Annotated in this window: 22 protein-coding genes; 15 read left to right on the forward strand and 7 right to left on the reverse strand. The window is 51.8% G+C overall.

What is annotated here, in order from left to right:
* From bioA to murQ, 7 genes are all read right to left on the reverse strand, one after another.
* Entirely contained in the window at positions 1–1320 is a 1320-nt protein-coding gene (gene bioA, locus EHT25_RS27450; RefSeq protein WP_124878566.1) for an adenosylmethionine--8-amino-7-oxononanoate transaminase, read from the reverse strand.
* Positions 1310–1942: a dethiobiotin synthase gene (gene bioD, locus EHT25_RS27455; RefSeq protein WP_124878567.1), complete on the reverse strand. Its 633-nt coding sequence runs from the start codon at positions 1940–1942 to the stop codon at positions 1310–1312. The genes bioA and bioD overlap by 11 nt, the downstream gene beginning before the upstream one ends.
* 122 nt (positions 1943–2064) lie before the next feature.
* Entirely contained in the window at positions 2065–3168 is a 1104-nt protein-coding gene (locus EHT25_RS27460; protein WP_310588784.1) for an aminotransferase class I/II-fold pyridoxal phosphate-dependent enzyme, read from the reverse strand.
* Between the two features lie 272 nt (positions 3169–3440).
* Complete coding sequence (locus tag EHT25_RS27465) at positions 3441–4196, reverse strand: glucosamine-6-phosphate deaminase (RefSeq protein WP_124878569.1); 756 nt, start codon at positions 4194–4196, stop codon at positions 3441–3443.
* 12 nt (positions 4197–4208) lie between these two features.
* Entirely contained in the window at positions 4209–5600 is a 1392-nt protein-coding gene (locus tag EHT25_RS27470; protein ID WP_124878570.1) for a Gfo/Idh/MocA family protein, read from the reverse strand.
* Between the two features lie 15 nt (positions 5601–5615).
* Positions 5616–6635: a zinc-binding dehydrogenase gene (locus EHT25_RS27475; RefSeq protein ID WP_124878571.1), complete on the reverse strand. Its 1020-nt coding sequence runs from the start codon at positions 6633–6635 to the stop codon at positions 5616–5618.
* Positions 6636–6640: 5 nt separating this feature from the next.
* On the reverse strand, positions 6641–7444 hold the full coding sequence (gene murQ / locus EHT25_RS27480) for an N-acetylmuramic acid 6-phosphate etherase (RefSeq protein WP_124878572.1): 804 nt from the start codon (positions 7442–7444) through the stop codon (positions 6641–6643).
* 165 nt (positions 7445–7609) lie between these two features.
* On the opposite strand from murQ, the gene ilvD reads away from it, so the two are divergent.
* From ilvD to prmA, 15 genes are all read left to right on the forward strand, one after another.
* Positions 7610–9319 (forward strand): dihydroxy-acid dehydratase, encoded by a 1710-nt coding sequence (ilvD, locus tag EHT25_RS27485; protein ID WP_124878573.1) that lies wholly within the window; start codon positions 7610–7612, stop codon positions 9317–9319.
* 52 nt (positions 9320–9371) lie between these two features.
* Complete coding sequence (ilvB, locus tag EHT25_RS27490; protein ID WP_124878574.1) at positions 9372–11123, forward strand: biosynthetic-type acetolactate synthase large subunit; 1752 nt, start codon at positions 9372–9374, stop codon at positions 11121–11123.
* Positions 11124–11218: 95 nt separating this feature from the next.
* A complete protein-coding gene (gene ilvN, locus EHT25_RS27495) occupies positions 11219–11752 on the forward strand; it encodes an acetolactate synthase small subunit (RefSeq protein ID WP_124878575.1) in 534 nt (177 codons plus the stop codon).
* A gap of 34 nt (positions 11753–11786) precedes the next feature.
* Complete coding sequence (locus EHT25_RS27500) at positions 11787–12926, forward strand: hypothetical protein (protein WP_124878576.1); 1140 nt, start codon at positions 11787–11789, stop codon at positions 12924–12926.
* Positions 12927–12964: 38 nt separating this feature from the next.
* Entirely contained in the window at positions 12965–14008 is a 1044-nt protein-coding gene (ilvC, locus tag EHT25_RS27505) for a ketol-acid reductoisomerase (RefSeq protein ID WP_124878577.1), read from the forward strand.
* Positions 14009–14125: 117 nt separating this feature from the next.
* Positions 14126–15394 carry a threonine ammonia-lyase IlvA gene (ilvA, locus tag EHT25_RS27510; RefSeq protein ID WP_124878578.1) on the forward strand — a complete coding sequence of 423 codons (1269 nt, stop codon included), beginning with the start codon at positions 14126–14128 and terminating at the stop codon, positions 15392–15394.
* Positions 15395–15406: 12 nt separating this feature from the next.
* Complete coding sequence (locus tag EHT25_RS27515; RefSeq protein WP_124878579.1) at positions 15407–15724, forward strand: nucleotidyltransferase family protein; 318 nt, start codon at positions 15407–15409, stop codon at positions 15722–15724.
* Positions 15705–16055 (forward strand): HepT-like ribonuclease domain-containing protein, encoded by a 351-nt coding sequence (locus EHT25_RS27520; RefSeq protein ID WP_124878580.1) that lies wholly within the window; start codon positions 15705–15707, stop codon positions 16053–16055. The genes EHT25_RS27515 and EHT25_RS27520 overlap by 20 nt, the downstream gene beginning before the upstream one ends.
* The gene (leuC, locus tag EHT25_RS27525; protein WP_124878581.1) at positions 16052–17455 is read left to right on the forward strand and encodes a 3-isopropylmalate dehydratase large subunit; all 1404 of its coding nucleotides are present in this window, start codon (positions 16052–16054) and stop codon (positions 17453–17455) included. Before EHT25_RS27520 ends, leuC begins: the two co-directional genes overlap by 4 nt.
* A gap of 12 nt (positions 17456–17467) precedes the next feature.
* Positions 17468–17713, forward strand: coding sequence for a DUF433 domain-containing protein (locus EHT25_RS27530; RefSeq protein ID WP_124878582.1), 246 nt, complete (start codon positions 17468–17470; stop codon positions 17711–17713).
* Entirely contained in the window at positions 17713–18075 is a 363-nt protein-coding gene (locus EHT25_RS27535) for a DUF5615 family PIN-like protein (RefSeq protein WP_124878583.1), read from the forward strand. Before EHT25_RS27530 ends, EHT25_RS27535 begins: the two co-directional genes overlap by 1 nt.
* Positions 18072–18671, forward strand: a complete 600-nt coding sequence (leuD, locus tag EHT25_RS27540; protein WP_124878584.1) for a 3-isopropylmalate dehydratase small subunit — start codon at positions 18072–18074, stop codon at positions 18669–18671. The genes EHT25_RS27535 and leuD overlap by 4 nt, the downstream gene beginning before the upstream one ends.
* 86 nt (positions 18672–18757) lie before the next feature.
* Entirely contained in the window at positions 18758–19828 is a 1071-nt protein-coding gene (gene leuB / locus EHT25_RS27545; RefSeq protein ID WP_124878585.1) for a 3-isopropylmalate dehydrogenase, read from the forward strand.
* A gap of 40 nt (positions 19829–19868) precedes the next feature.
* Entirely contained in the window at positions 19869–21008 is a 1140-nt protein-coding gene (locus tag EHT25_RS27550) for a 2-isopropylmalate synthase (RefSeq protein ID WP_124878586.1), read from the forward strand.
* Positions 21009–21073: 65 nt separating this feature from the next.
* Complete coding sequence (prmA, locus tag EHT25_RS27555; RefSeq protein WP_124878587.1) at positions 21074–21916, forward strand: 50S ribosomal protein L11 methyltransferase; 843 nt, start codon at positions 21074–21076, stop codon at positions 21914–21916.
* Positions 21917–21974 lie beyond the last annotated feature (58 nt).

Consider the following 21974-nt stretch of genomic DNA (forward strand, 5'->3'; position numbering starts at 1 on the left):
TTACGATTGATTCAGATGCCTGAGCAATTTCTCGACGGCCGCATAAACCGTGTTCAGTTCCTCATCGGTGATGCAGTACGGCGGAAAAATATACAGGACATTCCCTAAAGGCCGCATCAAAACTCCCTCATTGAGCAGAAAGTTATAAGCTATATCCCGGATATTGCTGAAGTAAGCCCGGTTCGAGTCGTCTACATCCAGATCGAACGCCAGAATCGTGCCCTGCTGGCGAACGTTTTTCACACCCGGTTTTTGCTTCAATTGTCCCGCAAAAACCGCCTGCCGCCGGACGATGCGCTGAATAGCCGCCTGTGTTTCGTCGGAAAGCAACAGATCAAGACTGGCAAGGGCCGCCGTACAGGCCAGCGGATTGGCCGTGAAGGAGTGCCCGTGAAAAAGGGTTTTGTGCCTGTCGCCGGATAGAAATGCGTTGTAAATTTCGTTTGTACAGGTCGTGACGCCCAGCGCCATGGTTCCGCCGGTCAATCCTTTCGATAAACTCATCAAATCCGGTTGTTCGCTCAGGTAGTGCGACGCAAACAGTTTGCCGGTTCGGCCAAAACCGGTCATTACCTCGTCGGTAATGATCAGCGCACCGTGGCTCCGGGCCAAACTCATGAGCTGATTCAGAATCTCCGGCGCATACATGACCATGCCGCCCGATCCCTGCACCAGCGGTTCTACGATAAAAGCCGCGACCTCGTCACTCAATAAGGCCTGTAACCGCTCCAGCGCCACCTGCTCCTGCCCCGGAACAGGCGCCGGAATGTATTCGACATCAAACAGAAAGGGCACAAACGGAGCCGTAAAGGCACTCCGTCCGCTGACCGCCATCGCCCCGAACGTATCGCCGTGGTAGGCATCGTCCAGCGCAATCACTTTCCGGCGTGGTTTTCCAAGGTTGTGCCAGTATTGAAACGCCATTTTGAGCGCCACTTCCACCGCCGTCGAGCCGTTATCGGAATAGAAAACCCTGGCCTGATTTTTCGGTAAAATCGTGATTAACCGCTCGGCCAGTTCGATGGCAGGCTGGTGTGTAAAACCGGCAAAAATGACGTGTTCGAGCGTTTGAAGCTGTTCGGCCACTTTTTCGGCAATGTACGGATGGCTGTGGCCGTGAATAGTAACCCACCACGACGAAACCGCATCGATGTACGTTTTTCCGTCTTCGGCAACCAACAGCGTGCCTTCACCCCGAACAATCGGAATCGGCAGCGGAGCGGTTTGCATTTGCGTGAACGGATGCCAGATTACGGCCTTGTCGCGCTCGGCCCATTCCAGAGCCAGACCGGTCCGGTTTTCATTCGTATCAATTTCCATCGTGTTCTTCCAATAAAGCACGCATAACAGCGGCATAACGACTGACAAATTCTTTACTAATTCCGGTTTCCCAATCAATCCGCCCGAAACGACGTAAGCCGGTATAATTGACAATAAATTCTTCCGATGCCGGGGTCGACGGGCCGTTAAAAACCAATCCGAGAATCGGAATACCCCGGTTTTTCAACGCTTCGACCGACAATAAGGTATGATTGATACTCCCCAGATAGTGTTTGGAAACCAGCAAAACCGGGAGATTCAGTTGCTGAACCAGATCAATCGTCAGGTCGTGGTCGTTTAGCGGAACCAGCAAACCGCCCGCCAGTTCGACGACCAGAGCGTTGGCGGTTTTGGGTAACTGGAACGCATTCAGCGAAATTTCAATGCCGTCGATGGCGGCTGCTGCGTGGGGAGACAATGGTTCGCGCAACCGGTACGTTTCCGGATGAAACCGGGTAACGGGATTGGAAATCAGCCGCCGGACGGTTTCGGTATCGCTATCTTCCAGCGCACCGGATTGCACCGGTTTCCAGTAATCGGCCTGAAGGGCTTCCACCACGATGGACGAAACGACGGTTTTACCGATTTCGGTCCCAATTCCGGCAATGATTAATTTACGCATGTATTTTATTGACAAGTTGGGGATAGGAACGCGGATTGAACGGATTAAACAGATTAAAACTGATTTTATCCGTTTTTAATCCGTTCAATCCGTCAAATCGCATCGGCGACCCGGCCGCGTTCCTATCTTATTTTTTGTAATGCCCGCACCAATGTATCAATCTCGGTTTCGGAATTATACGCGTGCAGACAAATCCTAAGTCGTTCGCGCCCCGCCGGAACTGTCGGACTGACAATGGGCCGGATGTCGAAACCGGCCTGCTGGAGATGCGTTGCCACCGCCCGGCACGCATCATTTCCCGGAACGATCAAGCCCAGAATCGGACTTTCGGCCGAAGTCCACTCCGTTTCGGGCAACTGTTGCTCAATCTGCTGCTGGAAGTAGCTCCGTAAATTCTGCAACCGTTGAATCAACGCTTCGCATTCCGGCAAAAACCGGTAGACACTCTGAATGGCCAGCAAACTATGCGGAGGCAAGGCCGTTGAATACACGAACGGGCGCGCAAAATTAATCAGAAAATCGTGCAATGCCGCCGAACCCACCACGGCGGCCCCGTGAACGCCGAGTGCCTTTCCGAAGGTATGAACCCGCGCAAATACCCGGTTTTGCAGACCCAGCGCCTGTACTAATCCTCCCCCTTTTGGACCAAAAACGCCCGTTGCGTGGGCTTCGTCGACAAGCAAAGCGGCTTCGTACCGCTCGCACAAGTCAACGATTTCGGGCAGCGGAGCCAGATCGCCGTCCATCGAATAAACCGATTCAATGGCGACGTAAACCGTGCCGCTGGCGCGTTGTAAGCGGTTTTCCAGGTCAGCCAGGTCATTATGTTTAAACTTGAAGCGATTGGCAACGCTCAGCCGGGCGCCGTCGATCATGCTGGCGTGAATCAGTTCATCGGTCAACAACGTATCACCGCGTTGTGGCAAGCTCGCCAGCAAGCCCACGTTCGCGTCATAACCGGAATTGAAAATCAACGCAGCTTCGGTTTCGTGAAAATCGGCAATCTCGGTTTCGATTTCTTCCGCCAGCGCCGAATTTCCAGCCAGCAATCGCGAACCCGTCGAACCGTTCAGCAAATTTGACCGGGTCAAAACGGCTTGTTCGATGGTATGCCGCAAAACCGCCGACCGCGCCAGACCCAGGTAATCGTTCGAACAGAAATCAATCAGCCCGGCCGGTTTTTTTAACGACCGCAACAAGCCCGCCGACCGGCGTTTTTCCAGCAAATCTTGTATGGTTTCCTTCGCTCTTATCACCTTATTCTCAGCTTATTCACAAAGATAATTTGGTCATCTTTGCCGAAAAAAATGTGGACAAATGGGATAAAATAAGGACTTATCCACACAGGGATGTGGATAAGTCCTTTCCGGTTATCTTTTTCTCAGAAAAATGATCAATTACTGAAACATTATTGCCTGATAAACAGTTGCTTACAATTGAATGTACAACGTATCCGTTTTTCTGCTTTTGCTTCTTCCTAAACAACTCGCAGCGGCAGTTATTCGGCGGTTTGACGGATTTCAGTCGTGAGCAAACTGGCGGCAGCTTCGTCGAGATACAGCTGGCAATTCGGGTGCGATTGCAAAATACTGGCCGGAAAAAGATTGCTAATGGGTTGTTCCAGCGAGTCTTTAACGGCCTGCGCCTTCCGCTCATCCGGAACGGAACAGATGATGTGATGCGATTTCATGATCTGCCGCACCGACATACTGATGGCCTGCGTCGGAACGTCCGCCAGCGTCGGAAACCAGCCTTCACCAAACTGTTGTTTTCGACAGGCCGTATCCAGCTCAACGATTATGTACGGTTTTTCGGTGTCGAAGTCGGCCGGCGGATCGTTGAACGCCAGATGACCGTTTTCGCCGATCCCAACCAGTGCCACGTCGATGGGATGCGCTTCAATAAGCGTCCCCAACCGCTCGATTTCTTCCTCAGCATTGCCTTCCCCGCTGATGAGGTAACTGGCTTTCAGCGCCGGAACCTGGTCCAGAAACCGCTCCTGCAAATACTTCCGGAAACTGGCCGGATGGGTAATCGGCAAACCGATGTATTCATCGAGGTGAAACATAACGACCCGGCTCCAGTCAATGTCTTCCCGAATCAATTGTTGCAGGGTGGCAAACTGGCTGGTGCCGGTCGCCAGAATGACGTTGGCCTGGCCCCGGTCGGCAATGGCTTGCCGGATGATGTCTGCGGCCGCTTTACCCGACACTTCGCCGAGTTGCTCACCGGTTTTTAAAATCTGAATAGTCATGTTTGAGGGTTCTTATAAATCTTTAATGCGCGTGGTTCCGCCGGAAGCCAGACTGATGTCGACCGGTTTATTGGTTTTCCAGGAACCGCCGGTAAAATCCGGCACGTCGATGGAGTTGGAGCGATGCGCTACCGACCATTCGCTGAGCGGGCCAATGCTGCTCCAGAGCGCGGCATCGTACACATCCTGATCAAGCGGCAACCCGTTGCGCAGGCAGTCGATCAGTCGCCAGTCCATCAGAAAATCCATCCCGCCATGTCCGCCGACCTGTTTGGCCAGCTCACCCACGCGTTTGACAATTTCCGGTTGGTATTTTTTCTCCAGTTCCTGGTACTCCTGTTCCGACAGCCATTCGTGACCTGTCGAAATGCGACCTGGCAGCGGGTATTTCTGGGCGGATGCTTTGGTACCGCTGATGAGGTGAAGCCGGGAATACGGCCGTGGCGAACTGACGTCGTGCTGGAGCATGATCGTGCGGCCTTTTTTGGTGCGGATGGTGGTCGTATTCATGTTTCCCCGGAACGATTTTCCTTTGTATTGTTTGAAATAATCGTCGGTTTTGGCCAGTTCATCCGCTTTTTTGGCCAGCATAAAATCATTGCTGGACATTGAAATCAGGTAATCCATCTGATCTCCCCGGTTGATGTCGAGCACCTGGGCGATCGGCCCCAGACCGTGGGTTGGGTACAGATTCCCGTTGCGCTGGTTTTCCTTCAACCGCCAGAGATCGTAGCGCTTGCTTTTATCGAAAAGTGAATCAAAAATATCATGAATGTAAGCGCCTTCGACGTGGACGATTTCGCCGAAAAATCCCTGACGCGCCATGTTCAGCGTCAACAATTCGAAGAAATCGTAGCAGCAGTTTTCCAGCATCATGCAATGCTTTTTGGTGCGCTCGGAGGTTTCTACGAGTTTCCAGCAATCCTCGACGGTGGTGGCAATCGGAATTTCGCAGGCCACGTGTTTGCCCTGCTCCATGGCATACAGGGCCATCGGTGCGTGCAGGTTCCAGGGCGTGCAAATGTAAATCAGGTCGATGTCTTTTCGTTCGCAGAGCGTTTTCCAGGCGTCGGCTTTTCCGCTGTAGAACGTCGGCCGATGAGCGGTTTTCTCCAGCGACTTCCGGGCCTGTTCAATGCGCTCCGGCCGGATGTCACAAACGGCCTGAATAACCACATTGTCCAGGTGAACAATTCGCTGCAGCGCGCCCGTCCCCCGATTTCCGATGCCGATGTACCCAATCCGAACCGTATCGATTTTGGGCGCGCTAAAACCGCTCATGTTAAATACCTGAGGGCGCGGGGCAGGAGGCAGAGGGGGCAAACCGTAGCTGAATGGAGCGGTGGTGAGTCCGGCACCGGCCAAACCGGTCAGTTTTAGGAAATCCCGGCGTTTTTTGTTCATGGGTATCGGGTTGGGCTATGAAACTTGTAAAACCAGCTTGCCAAATTGTTTTCCGCTTTCCATTTTGCGGAGCGCCTGCTCGGCTTCTGCCAACGGAAACACCTCGTCCAGTACGGGAACGAGTTGATTTGCTTCCACAAAGCGGATCATGTCGGCAAACTCGGACTCAGTTCCCATCGTCGTGCCGAATATATTCAATTGTTTGAAGAAAACTTTCGATGGAACGACATCCATGATGTTACCGGTAGTTCCGCCGTAAAAAACGATCCGTCCGCCCGGCGCGGCTACATCGACCAGTTTGGCAAATCCCGGCCCGGCCGCGCTGTCGATGATGACATCGAAATAACCGCCTTTGCCGCCCCCGGCTTGCGCCAGAAGGGTTTTGGCCCAATCGGCGTCCCGGTAGATTACACCACCGGTTGCGCCCAAATCCTTTGCGCGTTGCAGTTTATCTTCCGAACCAGATGTTACCCAAACTTCGGCGCCGGTTGCTACAGCGAACTGCAAGGCCGTCAGGGCTACTCCCCCGCCGATACCGGTAATCAAAACCCGTTCCGGTTGGTCAGTACGAAGTTTCGCGCGGGTCATCAACGCCCGCCAGACGGTTAATCCCGCCAGCGGAAAAGCGGCCGCCTGTTCAAAAGTAAGATGGGCCGGTTTCGGGTGTAAATACCGGGCGTCGATTTTCAGGTATTCGGCAAATGTCCCGTTTTCGGGCATTCCCAGAATCCGAAAATCGGCTCCGTAGAAATGAGGATTCGATCCCCAGTCCAGCGCCGGATTGATGATAACCTCCTGTGTGAGCCAGGCCGGATCGACGCCTTCGCCGGTTTCGACCACCACGCCCGCGCCGTCGGAACCCAGCACGACGGGAAGCTTCATTTTGGGGTACAAACCGTGCTGGACGTAAACATCCCGGTGGTTGATCGCTGCGGCTTTAATTTGCACGATGACCTCGCCCGGCCCGGCCACCGGGGTTTCCAGATCGATGTATTGCGCGGGTTCGTGAAGACCGGATTGAAAAATTGCTTTCATAAACTCTAAAGTTGATCCGCGTTCAAAACCGCATTCCGGACACTACCGTATTTAGCCAGTAATTCATCAGCTTTTTCCCGCGAAACACCCGTTTCGCTCATGACCATGTTGGCAGCGCGGATTTTTAATTTATGGTTGGTCAGTTGCATATCGACCATTTTATTGCCTTTGACGCGCCCCAGCTGAATCATCACTGAGGTCGAAATCATATTGAGAACCAGCTTCTGCGCCGTGCCGGATTTCATGCGCGTACTGCCCGTCACGAACTCCGGCCCAACGACGACTTCAACCGGAAATTCAGCTGCCTGCGCGACCGCCGAACCGGGGTTGCACACGACGCAGCCCGTCAGAATCCCAGCTTTGCGGGCTTGTTCCAGCCCACCGATGACGTAGGGAGTCCGCCCCGATGCCGCAATACCGATCAGCGTATCCAGTTGGTCGATGTGATAAACCGCCAGATCTTTCCAGGCCTGTTCGGAATCGTCTTCCGCATTTTCAACCGCACTTCGAATGGCGCGGTCGCCCCCGGCAATGATACCGACTACCAAATCCGGCGAAACACCATACGTTGGCGGGCATTCCGACGCATCGACAATTCCCAGACGACCGCTCGTTCCGGCGCCAATATAGAACAATCGACCACCTTCCTTCATCCGCTTGACGATTTCCGTCACCAGTGCTTCCATTTGCGGAATGGCCTTTTCGACAGCCAAAGGAACGGTTTTATCTTCCCTGTTGATGTTGGTCAACAAATCATGCACGGACATTTGCTCCAGATGGTCGTAGTGGGATGCGTTTTCGGTAATCATCGTATAATGCTATTTTATGTCTATCAAAAGTACAATCATTTATATTCTAACTATGCATAGTAAAAAAAAATACTAAAAAACCGGTTAAATTTCTTGACAATATTATTTCAATTTTTTTCCTTTGAAACAAATTACGCTTCCAGCGAATTTTCGCTAATCGAGATTATGAGCACTATAGCACCCGAAAAAGAAGGCCAGTTAAACCGGTACAGCGCCACCCTAACCCAGGAAGTTAGTAACCCAGCCGCTCAGGCAATGCTCTATGGCATCGGCCTGACGGAGGAAGACATGAAGAAACCCCAGATCGGGATTGCCAGTGCCGGTTATGATGGCAACCCGTGCAACATTCACCTGAATGGGCTGGCGGCTTACGTCAAAAAAGGCGTCAACGAAAGCGGTCTGGTGGGGCTGGTGTTCAATACCATTGGCGTTTCCGACGGGATGACCAACGGGAATGATGGCATGTCGTATTCGTTGCCGTCGCGCGACCTGATTGCGGATTCCATCGAAACCGTGGTTCATGCGCAGTGGTACGACGGCGTGATTGCGGTGGTTGGTTGCGATAAAAATATGCCCGGCGCGTTGATGGCGGTGGGTCGGCTGAACCGCCCGGCCATTCTGGTGTATGGCGGAACGATTCGGTCAGGAAGCTATAAAGGACAGAAACTGGACATTGTGTCGGCGTTTGAAGCCTACGGCAAAAAAGTGGCCGGGAACATCAGCGACGAAGATTATAAGGGTGTTATTCAGAATTCAATTCCGGGTGCCGGTGCCTGCGGAGGGATGTATACCGCCAATACGATGGCATCGTCGATGGAAGCGTTGGGATTGAGTCTTCCCTATAGCTCATCGTTTCCGGCGACGCACGAAGGCAAACAGGACGAATGCCGGAAGATTGGTGCAGCCATGATGAATCTGCTGGAAAAGAATATTCGCCCCCACGATATCATGACCAAAAAGGCGTTTGAAAACGCAATGACGGTGGTGATGGCGCTCGGCGGTTCGACCAATGCGGTTTTGCATTACCTCGCCATTGCGAAATCCGTCGGGGTTTCACTGACGCTGAAAGACATTCAGGACATCAGCGACCGGACGCCGTATCTGGGTGATCTGAAACCGAGCGGCAAGTATTTCATGGAAGACGTCCTGGCGATCGGTGGCGTTCCGGCAGTGATGAAATACCTGTATAAGCAAGGATACATTCACGGTGAGTGCATTACGATTACGGGAAAAACCATTGCTGAAAACCTGGAAGATGCGCCGGATCTGGACTTTGAAACGCAAAACATCATCCGTCCGCTGGCGAACCCGATCAAGAAAACCGGTCACATCCAGATTTTGTACGGCAACCTGGCGACACAGGGCGCGGTTGCTAAAATAACCGGCAAAGAAGGCGAGCGGTTTGAAGGTATTGCCAAAGTGTGTGATCGCGAAGAACAACTGCTGGAGTTCATCCAGAAACGGGAAATTGAAGAAGGCCACGTGGTCGTCATTCGGTATGAAGGCCCCAAAGGCGGACCGGGTATGCCCGAAATGCTGAAACCGACTTCGGCCATTATGGGCCTCGGTCTGGGCGATAAAGTAGCGTTGATTACCGATGGGCGGTTTTCGGGCGGAACACACGGTTTTGTGGTGGGACACATTACGCCCGAAGCGCAGGAAGGTGGCAACATCGCGCTGGTGCACGATGGCGACAAAATCACCATCGACGCCGTCAACAATGTCATTCACATGCATGTGTCGGACGAGGAACTCGCCGAACGCCGGGCGAACTGGACGGTTCCAACTTTGGAAAAAGCCGCCGATCACGGAATTCTGCGGAAATACGTGAAACTGGTGAGTTCGGCGAGCGAAGGCTGCGTAACGGATGCGTAAGTAATAAAAGAGAGTCTTCATCAGCGGTACTATTCTTTAAACAGACAATACGATGAATACAACGGTCAGTGAATTAACAGCCGAAGAACCCCAACCGGCAGCCAAATTGATCAAACCCCTGACGGGCTCCGAAGCCCTGATGCAGGCGCTGGTGGAAGAGGGCGTGGAAACCATTTTTGGCTACCCCGGTGGTGCCATTATGCCAGTCTACGATGCTTTGTATGATTATCAGGATCGTCTGAACCACATTCTGGTGCGGCACGAACAGGGAGCGGCCCACGCAGCCGAAGGGTACGCCCGCATCACGGGTCGGGCCGGCGTTTGTCTTGTGACTTCAGGACCGGGTGCGACGAATCTGGTGACCGGGATTGCCGATGCGATGATCGATTCGACGCCGATGGTGTGTCTGATCGGTCAGGTGGCGATGAAATTGCTGGGAACCGACGCGTTTCAGGAAACCGACGTGATTGGCGTCACCATGCCGATTACGAAATGGAACTACCAGATTACCAGGGCCGATGAGATTCCGGAAATCGTTGCAAAAGCCTTTTACCTCGCGCAGTCGGGTCGTCCGGGACCGGTGGTGATCGATATTACGAAAAACGCGCAGCAGGAGTTGATGACCAAACCGTTCGCGTACCAAAAGTGCGAGAAAGTGATCAGCTACCGTCCGCGTCTGGTACCGAAACAGGATCAACTGGAAAAAGCTGCCGAACTGATTAACAAGGCGAAAAAACCGTACATGCTGGTCGGACACGGCGTGCTGATTTCCAAAGCCGAACAGGAACTGCTCGCTTTTGTCGAAAAAACCGGTATTCCGGTAGCGACGACCTTACTCGGCCAATCCGCGCTTTCGGATGAACATCCGTTGTACACCGGCTGGCTCGGGATGCACGGCAACTACGGCCCGAACGTCATGACCGACCAATGCGATCTGCTGATTGGCGTCGGCATGCGGTTCGATGACCGCGTAACGGGCAATCCGGCCCTGTTTGCCCGGCAGGCCAAAGTGGTTCACCTCGAGATCGATCCGGCCGAAATTGACAAGATTATCAAAGCCGATGCACCGGTAATTGGCGATGCGAAAGAAATTCTGACCCGCCTGATGCCGCTGGTCAACGAGAACGACCACACGGCCTGGCGCAACGAATTCCGGAAATACGACGACATTGAGGACGAAAAAGTAACCCAGCCTGCGCTGGCGCCGACGACCGAAAAGATCAAGATGGCCGAAGCCATTAATCTGCTGTCGAAAAAAACCCGGGGCGAAGCCGTGATGGTGGCCGACGTAGGACAGCACCAGATGATGACGTCTGCTTACTACGAATTTAAAAAACCGCATAGCCTGGTTACCTCGGGCGGTTTGGGCACAATGGGTTTTGCGCTTCCGGCGGCTTTCGGGGCCAAAGTGGGCGATCCGAGCCGCGAAGTCATTGCGATCATCGGAGACGGCTGTTTCCAGATGACGATTCAGGAACTGGGCACCATCGCACAGAACAAGCTTCCGGTGAAGATCATCATCCTGAATAACAACTTCCTGGGGATGGTTCGGCAGTGGCAACAGCTGTTCCACAACCGCCGGTATTCCTTCGTGGAGTTGCAGAATCCGGATTTCATCACAATTGGCAAGGGCTTCGGCATTGCGGGGCATACCTGCGCCAAACGGGAAGACCTGTCGGCATCGCTCGATACGCTGCTGGCGTCGGAGGTGCCGTATCTGCTGGAAATCATTGTTGAAAAAGAGGAAAACGTTTTCCCGATGGTTCCCGCCGGTACCAGCGTCGCCGATATTCGGCTGTTTTAACGTACCTACGGACCGGGCCGCGCAGGCTTTAGTCCGTGTTTTATTCACTGAGTGAGTTATTAGAATTTCACGGACTTTAGTCCGTGGGTACTGAGATGAACAAATACACCATTTGCATATTCACGGAAAACACGATTGGGCTGCTCAATCGGATTACGATCATTTTCACCCGTCGGCGGATCAACATCGAGAGCCTGACGGTGTCGGAAACCGAACGGATGGGGGTTTCGCGGTTTACCATCGTCATCAAACACGATTCGCGGGAAGCCGTTGAGAAGCTCGTTCGCCAGATCCGCAAAATCATCGAAGTGATGGCGGTTTTTGGGTACCTGGACGACGAAATTGTCTCGAACGAAATCGCGCTGTTCAAGATCGAAACTCCGCTGGGCTCGAAGCCGCTGGACATTGAGTACATCAACAAGCACTTCAACGCCTGGGTGGTATACTGGCAGCTGGATTACGTCGTGATTGAAAAAACCGGGTCGGAGAAGGAGATTTTTGAGTTTTTCAGTTACATCAAACCCCACGGCATTCTGGAGTTTGTGCGGTCGGGGCGGGTGGCGGTTGGCAAAACCGAGAAGGGACTTGTCGAGTATTTGCCTGAATATGAGTGGGAGTATTATCTGTAGAAATGCGATATTTGCGGCCGGATAACTCAATTACATGCAACAATTACCGTCTTTAGCCGCACCGATTGACAAATTTGAACAACGACTGGCTGTTTTTTTCGATAACCGGTTCTGGAAAATTCGATTGATCAGCCTGACGCTTTTGATTTCGATTGGGAGCCTGATGTTGCTGAACAGTATTTTTATCGACCGAGGGTTTCGCTATTTATACGAAGAAATACGCCATCCGGGTTTGCTGGACGGTTTTTTCTGGGACGATATCATTCGGCAAAGCGGTCATATGTTTGAGCCGAATACCTACGAACCGGGAACGCACGAAGCCAACCAGACGTTCCGGCTGATCATTCCGCTGCTGGTTCATTTTTTTCGGCTGGGCGTGGCAAAGCTGTACATTCTACAGTTGGGGCTGGGGCTGGTTTTTGTGTGGGCAGTGACCGGAATCGCTCAAAAAATTTTACAGGACAAAATCCTGACGTTTTATTTTCTGACGGGCTTTACCGGTATTTACGCCGGTGTCGCCTTTTTTATCAATTACTTTGGTCATTGCGACGGATATGTATTCTGTTTCATGGCTTTAGCGCTGTATTTCCGAAATCCGCTGCTGGTGATTGTGTTCTCACAGCTGGCGTTCTGGTGCGACGAGCGGGCGTTGATCAACTCGTCGTACATCGGTTTGTGGTATGCCTTGCCGATTCTGAAAACCGTCATCAAAACCCGGAAGTTCGACCTCCGGCAGATTCCGGCTCCGCTGGTGGCGCTGGTTGTGAGCGTTCTGATTTATGGCGGACTTCGGAAATGGCTGGAACTGACATACGGCATGAAAATCGGACACGATGCGTCGTGGTCGGCCCGGACGCTGGCCTGGAGCATGAGTTACGTGGGCGATAAAATGGCGCGGGGGCTGGAAGGCATGTGGCTCGTTCTGCTGGTGGCTTTCTGGGCGCTGGCGGTTCGGCGGCAGTGGCTCGAACTGGTGTTGCTGGGCGGAGCCTGGCTGCTGACAATGGTCGTTGCGGTTTTGGTAGCCGACGGCACGCGATCGCTTTCGTTTGGGTTCATGGCGTTCTTTTTTGCGCTGGCGATTCTGCACCGGTACCTGACCCGCAATCAGTTACGGTACGTTTTGTTGAGCAGTGCGGTTATTTCGCTGATGTATTCAATTAGTTTTCCATAATCAGTAATCAATTTCAATTCAAATAAACCAGTCAAACAATGGCAAAAATTAACTTCGGCGGAGTTGAAGAAGAAGTCGTAACCCGCGAAGAATTTCCTCTCGAAAAAGCCAGAGAATTCCTCAAAGACGAAGTCATCGCCGTCATCGGTTACGGTGTTCAGGGCCCCGGCCAGTCGCTGAATATGCGCGACAATGGTTTCAATGTAATTGTTGGCCAACGCAAAGGCAAAACCTACGACAAAGCCGTTCGGGATGGATGGGTGCCGGGTGAAACCTTGTTTGAAATTGAAGAAGCCCTCGAAAAAGGAACCATTATCTGTTTTCTGCTGTCGGATGCTGCTCAGATTGAGCTGTGGCCGACTGTAAAAAGCCACCTGACTGCCGGTAAAGCCCTGTATTTCTCGCACGGTTTCGGCGTTACGTACAAAGAACAAACCGGTATTGTTCCGCCCGCCGATGTCGATGTATTCCTGGTTGCTCCGAAAGGTTCCGGAACGTCATTGCGCCGGATGTTTGTGGAAGGCAAAGGCTTGAACTCCAGCTTCGCCATTTATCAGGATGCTACCGGACGCGCCCGTCAACGCGCGATTGCGATGGGGATTGGTGTTGGTTCCGGTTACCTGTTCGAAACGAATTTCTATAAAGAAGTAACCTCTGATCTAACCGGCGAACGCGGTACGCTGATGGGCGCCATTCAGGGTATTTTTGCCGCTCAGTACGACGTGCTGCGTGCCAACGGCCACTCGCCTTCGGAAGCATTCAACGAAACCGTTGAAGAACTGACGCAGTCGCTGATGCCGCTCGTGGCCGAAAACGGCATGGACTGGATGTACGCCAACTGCTCGACGACCGCTCAGCGGGGCGCTCTGGACTGGTGGAAACCGTTCCGGGATGCGACCAAACCGGTTTTTGAACAATTGTACAATTCTGTAAAAGCGGGCGAGCAAGCCAATATTTCGATCACCCGCAACTCACAGCCGGATTACCGCGAAAAACTGGAAGAAGAACTGAAGGAACTGCGCGAGTCGGAAATGTGGCGGGCCGGTACTGCCGTTCGTAGCCTGCGGCCAGAGCGGAACTAGAGCACCCGGGTTGGGGAGTTGGGGGCATATTTTAAAGTATTCGGCAATTTGAGTAACTTTAATGTCCCATACCAGCTCCTGAACTCCCCAATCCTTACACAGTAAAACTTTTGAAACGTGGTAGAAGCGGAGAAAAAAATAACCTTTCCGGACGTAGACAACATCTATCTGGCGGCTGATCGGTTGCGGGGCGTGGCCGTGCATACGCCTTTGCAGGAAAACCTGAACCTGTCGGATAAATACGGTGCCACTATTTTTCTGAAGAGGGAAGATTTGCAGGTTGTGCGTTCCTATAAGATTCGGGGGGCCTACAACAAAATGGCAAGTCTACCCGCCGAAGCGCTGGCGAAAGGCGTCGTTTGCGCCAGTGCGGGAAATCATGCCCAGGGGCTGGCCTACGCCTGTCGCAAAATGGCCGTCAAAGGTATTATTTTCATGCCGACGACTACGCCCAACCAGAAAGTAAAACAGGTCAAGCTTTTCGGAAAAGAGTTTGTGGAGGTGGTTCTGACCGGCGACACCTATGACGACGCCTACAATGCCGCCATGGAATACGTCAATGCGCACGATAGTACGTTTGTGCATCCATTCGACGATTTGCAGGTCATGGAAGGACAGGGAACGGTGGGTCTGGAGATTTTCAAGGACTCCAATTTCAAAATCGATTACCTGTTGATGGCCATTGGCGGGGGCGGTTTGGCCTCCGGCGTATCGACGGTTTTCCGGCAGTTGAGCCCCAGAACGAAACTGATTGGTGTAGAACCGCTGGGGTCGCCGTCGATGAAAGTGTCGATTGACGAAGGCCATATCATTGCCCTGGATGAAATTGACAAATTCGTTGATGGAGCTGCGGTGAAACGCCCCGGCAATACGACGTTTGAAATTTGCCGGCAAAACCTCGACCGGGTTATTCTGATCCCGGAAGGAAAAGTCTGCACGACCATTCTTCAATTATACAACGAAGACGCGATTGTTGCCGAACCAGCCGGAGCATTGACCATTGCCGCGCTGGATTTTCTGAAAGACGAAATCAAAGGTAAAAACGTGGTTTGTCTGGTCAGTGGGGGCAATAACGACATTACGCGGACGGAAGAAATCAAGGAGCGGTCGTTGCTGTATGAAGGTCTGAAGCATTATTTCATCATCCGGTTTCCACAGCGGGCTGGTGCGATGCGTGAGTTTCTGGATGGCGTTCTGGGCGAAACCGACGACATTACGTTGTTTGAATATTCCAAGAAAACCAACCGCGAACGCGGCCCGGCCTTAGTCGGAATTGAACTGAAATACAAAGCGGATTTTGAACCCCTGCTAAAACGCATGCAGGACGCCAAAATCCAGTTTGAATACCTGAACGACAAACCGGATTTGTTTGAGTTTTTGATTTGATCGTCAGCTGCTATGAAAACCGCTGTTCAGAGTAAGGAGCAAGTGATGGAACGTATTGAGTCCCACCAATCTGCTTTGAAACAGTTTGGAGCCGCCCGCCTGGGGTTATTTGGATCGTTTGTCCGTGACCAGCAGAAAGAAGAGAGTGATATTGATTTGGTGGTTGAATTTCAGGAGGGGAAAAAGACGTTCAAAAATTTTATGAAACTGGCTGATTACCTGGAATTGTTGATGCATCGAAAGATTGATTTATTGACATGGGAAGGAATGGCCAATTTTGTAAAACAGGAAGTAGAAAAAGAGGTTGAATATGTCCCGTTCAACAGTTGAATTTCTACGACATATTCAGCAGGAATTGACTTACATTCTGAGTCGGTCTGAAAGTCTGACTTATGAAGAATTTAGTACAAACGCTGACCTGACTCGTGCCTTCGTCCGAAGCCTTGAAATTGTCGGCGAAGCCTGTAAGAATATTCCCGATGAAGTGCGGTACACGTATCTTCAATTTGATTGGAAAGGTTTTGCTCAATTAAGAGACCGACTAATCCATCATTACTGGGGAATTGATTATGAAATTATCTGGAATGCAATTCAAACTGAAATTCCAGATAATAAAGCGTGGATAGATTTTATTATCGAGCAAGAAGAAAGTAATTTATGAATCAGCCCACAACACTGTTTGATAAAATCTGGGACGCCCACGTCGTCAAGGCGATGGACGGCGGACCGGATGCGGTTTTTATCGACCGGCATTTTATTCACGAAGTCACCAGCCCCCAGGCTTTCGACGGGTTGCGGAAGCGGGGCATCGGGGTCTTCAACATTAGCCGCACCACGGCCACCGCGGATCACAACGTACCGACAAAAGACCAGCATCTGCCCATCAAAGAGGCTCTTTCGCGTCACCAGGTGGAAACCTTACGGAAGAACTGCGCGGAATTTGGCATTGAATTATACGATCTGGGGCATCCGTTTCAGGGCATTGTTCACATTATCGGCCCTGAACTGGGCCTGACGTTGCCGGGCATGACCATCGTTTGTGGCGACAGCCACACCAGCACCCACGGTGCCTTGGGCAACGTAGCGTTTGGGATCGGAACCAGCGAAGTGGAGCAGGTTCTGGCGACGCAGTGCATTCTGCAATACAAGCCCAAACGGATGCGGATCAACATCAATGGGCAATTGGGAAAAGGCGTTACCTCGAAAGACATTATTTTATACGTAATCGCGCAAATTTCGGCAAGCGGAGCCACCGGTTATTTCGTAGAATACGCGGGCGATACAATCCGTGGCCTGTCGATGGAAGCCCGGATGACGATCTGCAACATGAGCATCGAAATGGGGGCGCGTGGAGGACTGATTGCTCCTGACGAAATCACGTTCGAGTACATTCGCGGACGGCGGTTTGCGCCCCAGGGCGAAGCGTTCGACCAGGCCGTTGAACACTGGCGGACGCTGAAAACCGATGAAGGTGCCGAGTTTGATCTGGAATTGAACTACAACGCCGAAGACATCGGACCGATGATTACGTACGGAACCAATCCTGGAATGGGCATTGCCGTAGACAGTCACGTGCCGAATCTAAGTGAAATACCGCAGAGTGAACTGGCTTCCTACACGAAGTCACTGGCGTATATGGGCTTGGAACCGGGTATGGAATTGATCGGAAAACCGGTCGATTACGTATTCATCGGTTCCTGTACGAACGCCAGAATTGAGGATTTGCGAACGGTGGCTGAGTTTGTGAAAGGCAAAACAAAAGCCGAGGGGGTGGAAGTCTGGATTGTGCCGGGCTCCGTCCAGGTTTCGAATCAGGCCAAAGCCGAAGGGTTGGATCAGGTCTTTCTCCGCGCCGGTTTTGAACTCCGCGAACCGGGTTGTTCGGCCTGTCTGGGGATGAACGAGGACAAGGTCCCGGCGGGAAAATACTGCATTTCGACCTCCAATCGCAACTTTGAAGGTCGTCAGGGCCAGGGCGCGCGGACGTTCCTCGCCAGCCCGATCATGGCGGCTGCCGCGGCAGTGACCGGGAAAGTAACGGATGTGAGAGAACTGGTGTAAAAGAAAACCACAATGCAGGACGAACAAATATTGCAACGTATTGAGACGAATCCGGAAGTGCTGGTTGGCAAACCGGTTATTCGGGGCACCCGTTTGTCTGTGCAGTTCATTCTTAATTTGTTGGGACACGGTGAGAGTATCGAGTCGATTCTGCAGGAATACGATTACATCAATCGCGAGGATATTCAAGCGTGTTTATTATTTGCAAACCGGGTGTTAGACGATAATATGTTTATGCCGTTAGCCAAATCGGCATAATGAAATTTATAGTTGATGAGTGTACTGGCCCGCGTGTCGCTGATTGGTTAATCGAAAAAGGATTTGACGTTTTTTCCGTTTTCAGACAAGGAAGGGGAATGAAAGACATACAAATTTTACAAAAGGCAACCGAAGAACAACGAATAATAATAACCAACGACCGGGATTTTGGCGAATTGATATTCAAAACCGGTCTGCCACATAAAGGTGTCATTTTTATGCGGTTGAAGGATGAAACATCAGGCAATAAAGTGGAGATCTTGTCGCGCTTTTTTGAAACGAATATAGACTTGATAAATAATGTAAACTTTATCGTAGTCACGGAGGAGTCGATTAGAGTTCGAATGATAAGAAAAGTATGAGCAAAGAAACCATGCATAAACTCGTCTCGACGGCGGCTCCGCTGCCGATTGAGAACATCGATACGGACCAGATCATCCCGGCGCGGTTCCTGAAAGCCACCACGCGCGAAGGCTTTGGCGATAACTTGTTCCGCGACTGGCGGTACAACGGCGACGATACGCCCAAAACCGATTTTGTCCTGAACAATCCAACCTACGCCGGAGCCAAAATTCTGGTAGCAGGCAAGAATTTCGGCATGGGTTCCAGCCGGGAACACGCGGCCTGGGCGCTGCACGACTACGGTTTTAAAGTGGTGATCTCCAGCTTTTTCGCCGATATTTTTCGGAATAATTCGCTCAATAACTTCGTGTTACCCGCCCAGGTTTCAGATGCGTTTCTGGCGGAAATCTTCAAAGCCATCGAAGCCGATTCGCAAACCGAAATCACCGTCGATCTGGTCAATCAGGAAATCGTGCTGGAAAACGGTCTGAAAGAATCATTCGCCATCAACGCCTATAAAAAACAGTGCCTGATGAACGGGTATGACGACATTGATTACCTGTTGAGTTTAAGTGAAGAAGTTAAAAAATTCGATCTAGCCCATACTAATTTTTGATTGAGCGATTGAGTGAATAATCTGCCGGATTCTTAGCTCCCTGTTCACTAAATCACTAAACCGCTCATTCACACATTGAAAGAGGAATGAAGAAACACATTGTAGTCATCGCCGGCGACGGCATTGGTCAGGAAGTAACAACCGTTGGGAAACAGGTTTTGGACCGGATTGCGGAAAAGTTCGGCCACGAGTTCACGTACGACGAAGCGCTGATTGGTCACGCGGCCATCGAAGCCACGGGGAATCCGCTGCCCGAAGAAACCGTTACCAAATCGAAGCAGTCGGATGCCATCCTGTTTGGCGCGGTCGGCCACCCGAAATACGACAACGATCCGTCGGCCAAAGTCCGGCCCGAACAGGGTTTGCTGGGTATTCGGAAAGCTCTCGGTCTGTATGCCAATCTGCGGCCCATCAAGCTGTTTGATGAGTTGTTGCATTCGTCGAGCATCAAGCCGGAGTTTCTGCAAGGAGCTGACATTCTGTTCTTTCGCGAGTTGACGGGCGATGTGTATTTTGGCGAAAAAGGCCGTAAAGACGATGGAAATACCGCCTATGACCTGATGATCTACAGCCGCTACGAAGTCGAACGAATTGCGGTTAAGGCGTTTGATGCGGCCATGACCCGCCGGAAAAAACTGTGCTCGGTCGATAAAGCCAACGTGCTGGAATCGTCCCGGTTGTGGCGCGAAGTGGTGCAGGAAGTGGCCAAACGGTATCCGGAAGTCGAGGTCGAGCACCAGTTTATCGATGCCGCTGCGATGTTGCTGATCAAAGATCCGCGCCGGTTCGACGTGGTCGTAACGGGCAACCTGTTCGGCGATATTCTGACGGACGAAGCTTCGCAGATTGCCGGTTCAATGGGCATGCTGGCGTCGGCATCGGTGGGCGACACCACCGGTTTGTACGAACCCATTCACGGGTCGGCGCACGACATTACGGGCAAAGGCGTTGCCAATCCGCTGGCGTCGGTGTTGTCAGCGGCTCTGATGCTGGACATTTCGTTTGGGATGAAAGCCGAGGCTGAAGCCGTGGTCGATGCGGTCGATCAGGTATTGAAAGCCGGTTTCCGCACCCGCGACATTGCGGATGCCAACACGCCGAAAGACCTGATTTTAGGGACGGAAGCAATGGGAAAGCAATTACTTTCCAAACTTTGATTACGCGAGAAATTCTATCCAATTTACTCTTTTACGAACCATGAGCCAACGGATTTATATTTTCGACACCACCCTGCGCGACGGCGAGCAAGTGCCGGGTAGCCAGCTATCCACAAAAGAAAAAATCGTGGTGGCGAAAGAACTGGAACGTCTCGGCGTCGACATCATCGAAGCGGGTTTTCCGGTTTCGAGTCCCGGCGATTTTCAGTCCATCGTCGAAATCTCAAAGGCGGTTACCGAACCGGTTATCTGTGCGCTTTCAAGAGCGAAGAAGGAAGACATCGATGCGGCCGGAGAAGCGTTGAAATACGCCAAACGGAAGCGGATTCACACCGGAATCGGTTCGTCGGATATTCACATCCGGAATAAATTCAACAGCACCCGCGAACAGATTCTGGAACAGGCCGTTGCGGCTGTTAAACACGCCCGCAGTTATGTGGAGGATGTGGAATTTTACGCCGAAGATGCCGGACGTGCCGATCTCGCCTTTCTGGCGCAGTTGACTCAGGCGGTTATTGCCGCCGGTGCAACCGTGGTGAATATTCCGGATACAACCGGTTATTGCTTGCCCGACGAATACGGGAATAAAATCAAGTACATCTACGAACACGTTTCGAACGTTCACCAGGCTACCATCTCGATTCATTGCCATAACGACCTCGGACTGGCCACGGCCAATACGCTGGCCGGTATTCAGCACGGCGCGCGTCAGGTGGAAGTTACGATCAACGGTATTGGCGAACGAGCCGGAAATACGTCTCTGGAAGAAATCGTGATGGCGTTGAAAGTGCACAAAGAACTGGGTTTTGAGACGAACATTGACGCCAAGCGGTTGTTTCCGGTCAGCCAGTTGGTGTCGGAAATGATGAACATGCCGGTGCAGCCCAATAAAGCCATCGTGGGCCGGAATGCCTTCGCGCATTCGTCGGGTATTCACCAGGACGGTTTTCTGAAACACGCCGAAAATTACGAAATCATGACTCCGCAGGAAGTTGGCGTTCCCGAGTCGTCGATTGTGCTGACGGCCCGCAGCGGTCGCCACGCCCTGAAACACCGCCTGGAACTGCTGGGTTTCCGGTATGACAAACCGACGCTGGATACGATTTACACGCGTTTCCTCGACATGGCCGACATTCGGAAGGAAGTAAACGATAAGGATTTGATGGAACTGGTTCGCTAATCAGAAATACACCCGATTGAAAAGGACGAGCAGTAAAGCTTGTCCTTTTTTAGTTTCTTTACCTCATGAATTATACGGAAATACAACTAACGCTTTCGGCCGAGTACACCGATATTTTGATGGCTGAACTGTCCGAACTGGGCTTCGAATCCTTCGTAGAAACCGATGAAGGGCTGAGCGGGTACATTTTGGAACCCGATTTTGACGAAACTGCGGTTCAGTCGGTTATCGATAAATACGCCGATCAAACCGCAATAGCCTACCAGATCAATTCGTTAGAAAAAAAGAACTGGAACGAAGAGTGGGAACGGAATTACCAACCCATCGAAGTTCAGGATCAGATTCGTGTCCGGGCCTCGTTTCACGAACCCGATGCCGGTTTTCGGTACGACATTGTCATTAATCCAAAAATGTCGTTCGGAACCGGCCACCACGAGACGACGGCCATGATGCTCGAACACCAACTGAACGTCAATGCCGCCGGAAAAACCGTGCTGGACGTCGGTTCCGGAACCGGAATTCTGGCTATTCTGGCCGCCATGCAGGGCGCCGAACGGGTGGTTGCGTTTGACATTGAAGAATGGGCCATTGAAAACGCCCGCGAAAATGCTGAACTAAACGACTGTTCGCAGATTGAGGTGTTTCAGGGCACGATTCATGAGGTAAATCCGGCGGAGCGGTTTGACATCGTGCTGGCCAACATCAATCGGAATGTGTTGTTGGAGGATATACCGGTTTACGTTCAACTCATGAAGCCCGACAGCACCTTGCTGGTGAGCGGTTTTTACGAACAGGATGCTCCGGATATTGAGGAAAAAGGTGTGGCCGCAGGGCTGACGAAAACCGGGCAATTGTCCCAAAATAAATGGGTTTCACTGAAATTTGATAAACGTACCCACGGACTTTAGTCCGTGATATCTTGATATTTTCGAAGATACTTTGCGGAACAGATATCACGGACTAAAG

This window comes from Larkinella rosea, from assembly GCF_003858635.1.
In the GTDB taxonomy this organism is placed as follows: domain Bacteria; phylum Bacteroidota; class Bacteroidia; order Cytophagales; family Spirosomataceae; genus Larkinella; species Larkinella rosea.

What these genes read in the sequence shown, in the direction of transcription:
- bioD (WP_124878567.1), bottom strand. Translation starts at nt 1,942, where the DNA reads ATGCGTAAATTAATCATTGCCGGAATTGGGACCGAAATCGGTAAAACC.
- EHT25_RS27550 (WP_124878586.1), top strand. Translation starts at nt 19,869, where the DNA reads ATGAGCCAACGGATTTATATTTTCGACACCACCCTGCGCGACGGCGAG.
- EHT25_RS27520 (WP_124878580.1), top strand. Translation starts at nt 15,705, where the DNA reads ATGTCCCGTTCAACAGTTGAATTTCTACGACATATTCAGCAGGAATTG.
- prmA (WP_124878587.1), top strand. Translation starts at nt 21,074, where the DNA reads ATGAATTATACGGAAATACAACTAACGCTTTCGGCCGAGTACACCGAT.
- EHT25_RS27500 (WP_124878576.1), top strand. Translation starts at nt 11,787, where the DNA reads ATGCAACAATTACCGTCTTTAGCCGCACCGATTGACAAATTTGAACAA.
- EHT25_RS27515 (WP_124878579.1), top strand. Translation starts at nt 15,407, where the DNA reads ATGAAAACCGCTGTTCAGAGTAAGGAGCAAGTGATGGAACGTATTGAG.
- EHT25_RS27465 (WP_124878569.1), bottom strand. Translation starts at nt 4,196, where the DNA reads ATGACTATTCAGATTTTAAAAACCGGTGAGCAACTCGGCGAAGTGTCG.
- leuB (WP_124878585.1), top strand. Translation starts at nt 18,758, where the DNA reads ATGAAGAAACACATTGTAGTCATCGCCGGCGACGGCATTGGTCAGGAA.
- EHT25_RS27530 (WP_124878582.1), top strand. Translation starts at nt 17,468, where the DNA reads ATGCAGGACGAACAAATATTGCAACGTATTGAGACGAATCCGGAAGTG.
- EHT25_RS27535 (WP_124878583.1), top strand. Translation starts at nt 17,713, where the DNA reads ATGAAATTTATAGTTGATGAGTGTACTGGCCCGCGTGTCGCTGATTGG.
- EHT25_RS27470 (WP_124878570.1), bottom strand. Translation starts at nt 5,600, where the DNA reads ATGAACAAAAAACGCCGGGATTTCCTAAAACTGACCGGTTTGGCCGGT.
- ilvC (WP_124878577.1), top strand. Translation starts at nt 12,965, where the DNA reads ATGGCAAAAATTAACTTCGGCGGAGTTGAAGAAGAAGTCGTAACCCGC.
- bioA (WP_124878566.1), bottom strand. Translation starts at nt 1,320, where the DNA reads ATGGAAATTGATACGAATGAAAACCGGACCGGTCTGGCTCTGGAATGG.
- murQ (WP_124878572.1), bottom strand. Translation starts at nt 7,444, where the DNA reads ATGATTACCGAAAACGCATCCCACTACGACCATCTGGAGCAAATGTCC.
- leuD (WP_124878584.1), top strand. Translation starts at nt 18,072, where the DNA reads ATGAGCAAAGAAACCATGCATAAACTCGTCTCGACGGCGGCTCCGCTG.
- ilvN (WP_124878575.1), top strand. Translation starts at nt 11,219, where the DNA reads ATGAACAAATACACCATTTGCATATTCACGGAAAACACGATTGGGCTG.
- EHT25_RS27475 (WP_124878571.1), bottom strand. Translation starts at nt 6,635, where the DNA reads ATGAAAGCAATTTTTCAATCCGGTCTTCACGAACCCGCGCAATACATC.
- ilvB (WP_124878574.1), top strand. Translation starts at nt 9,372, where the DNA reads ATGAATACAACGGTCAGTGAATTAACAGCCGAAGAACCCCAACCGGCA.
- ilvD (WP_124878573.1), top strand. Translation starts at nt 7,610, where the DNA reads ATGAGCACTATAGCACCCGAAAAAGAAGGCCAGTTAAACCGGTACAGC.
- leuC (WP_124878581.1), top strand. Translation starts at nt 16,052, where the DNA reads ATGAATCAGCCCACAACACTGTTTGATAAAATCTGGGACGCCCACGTC.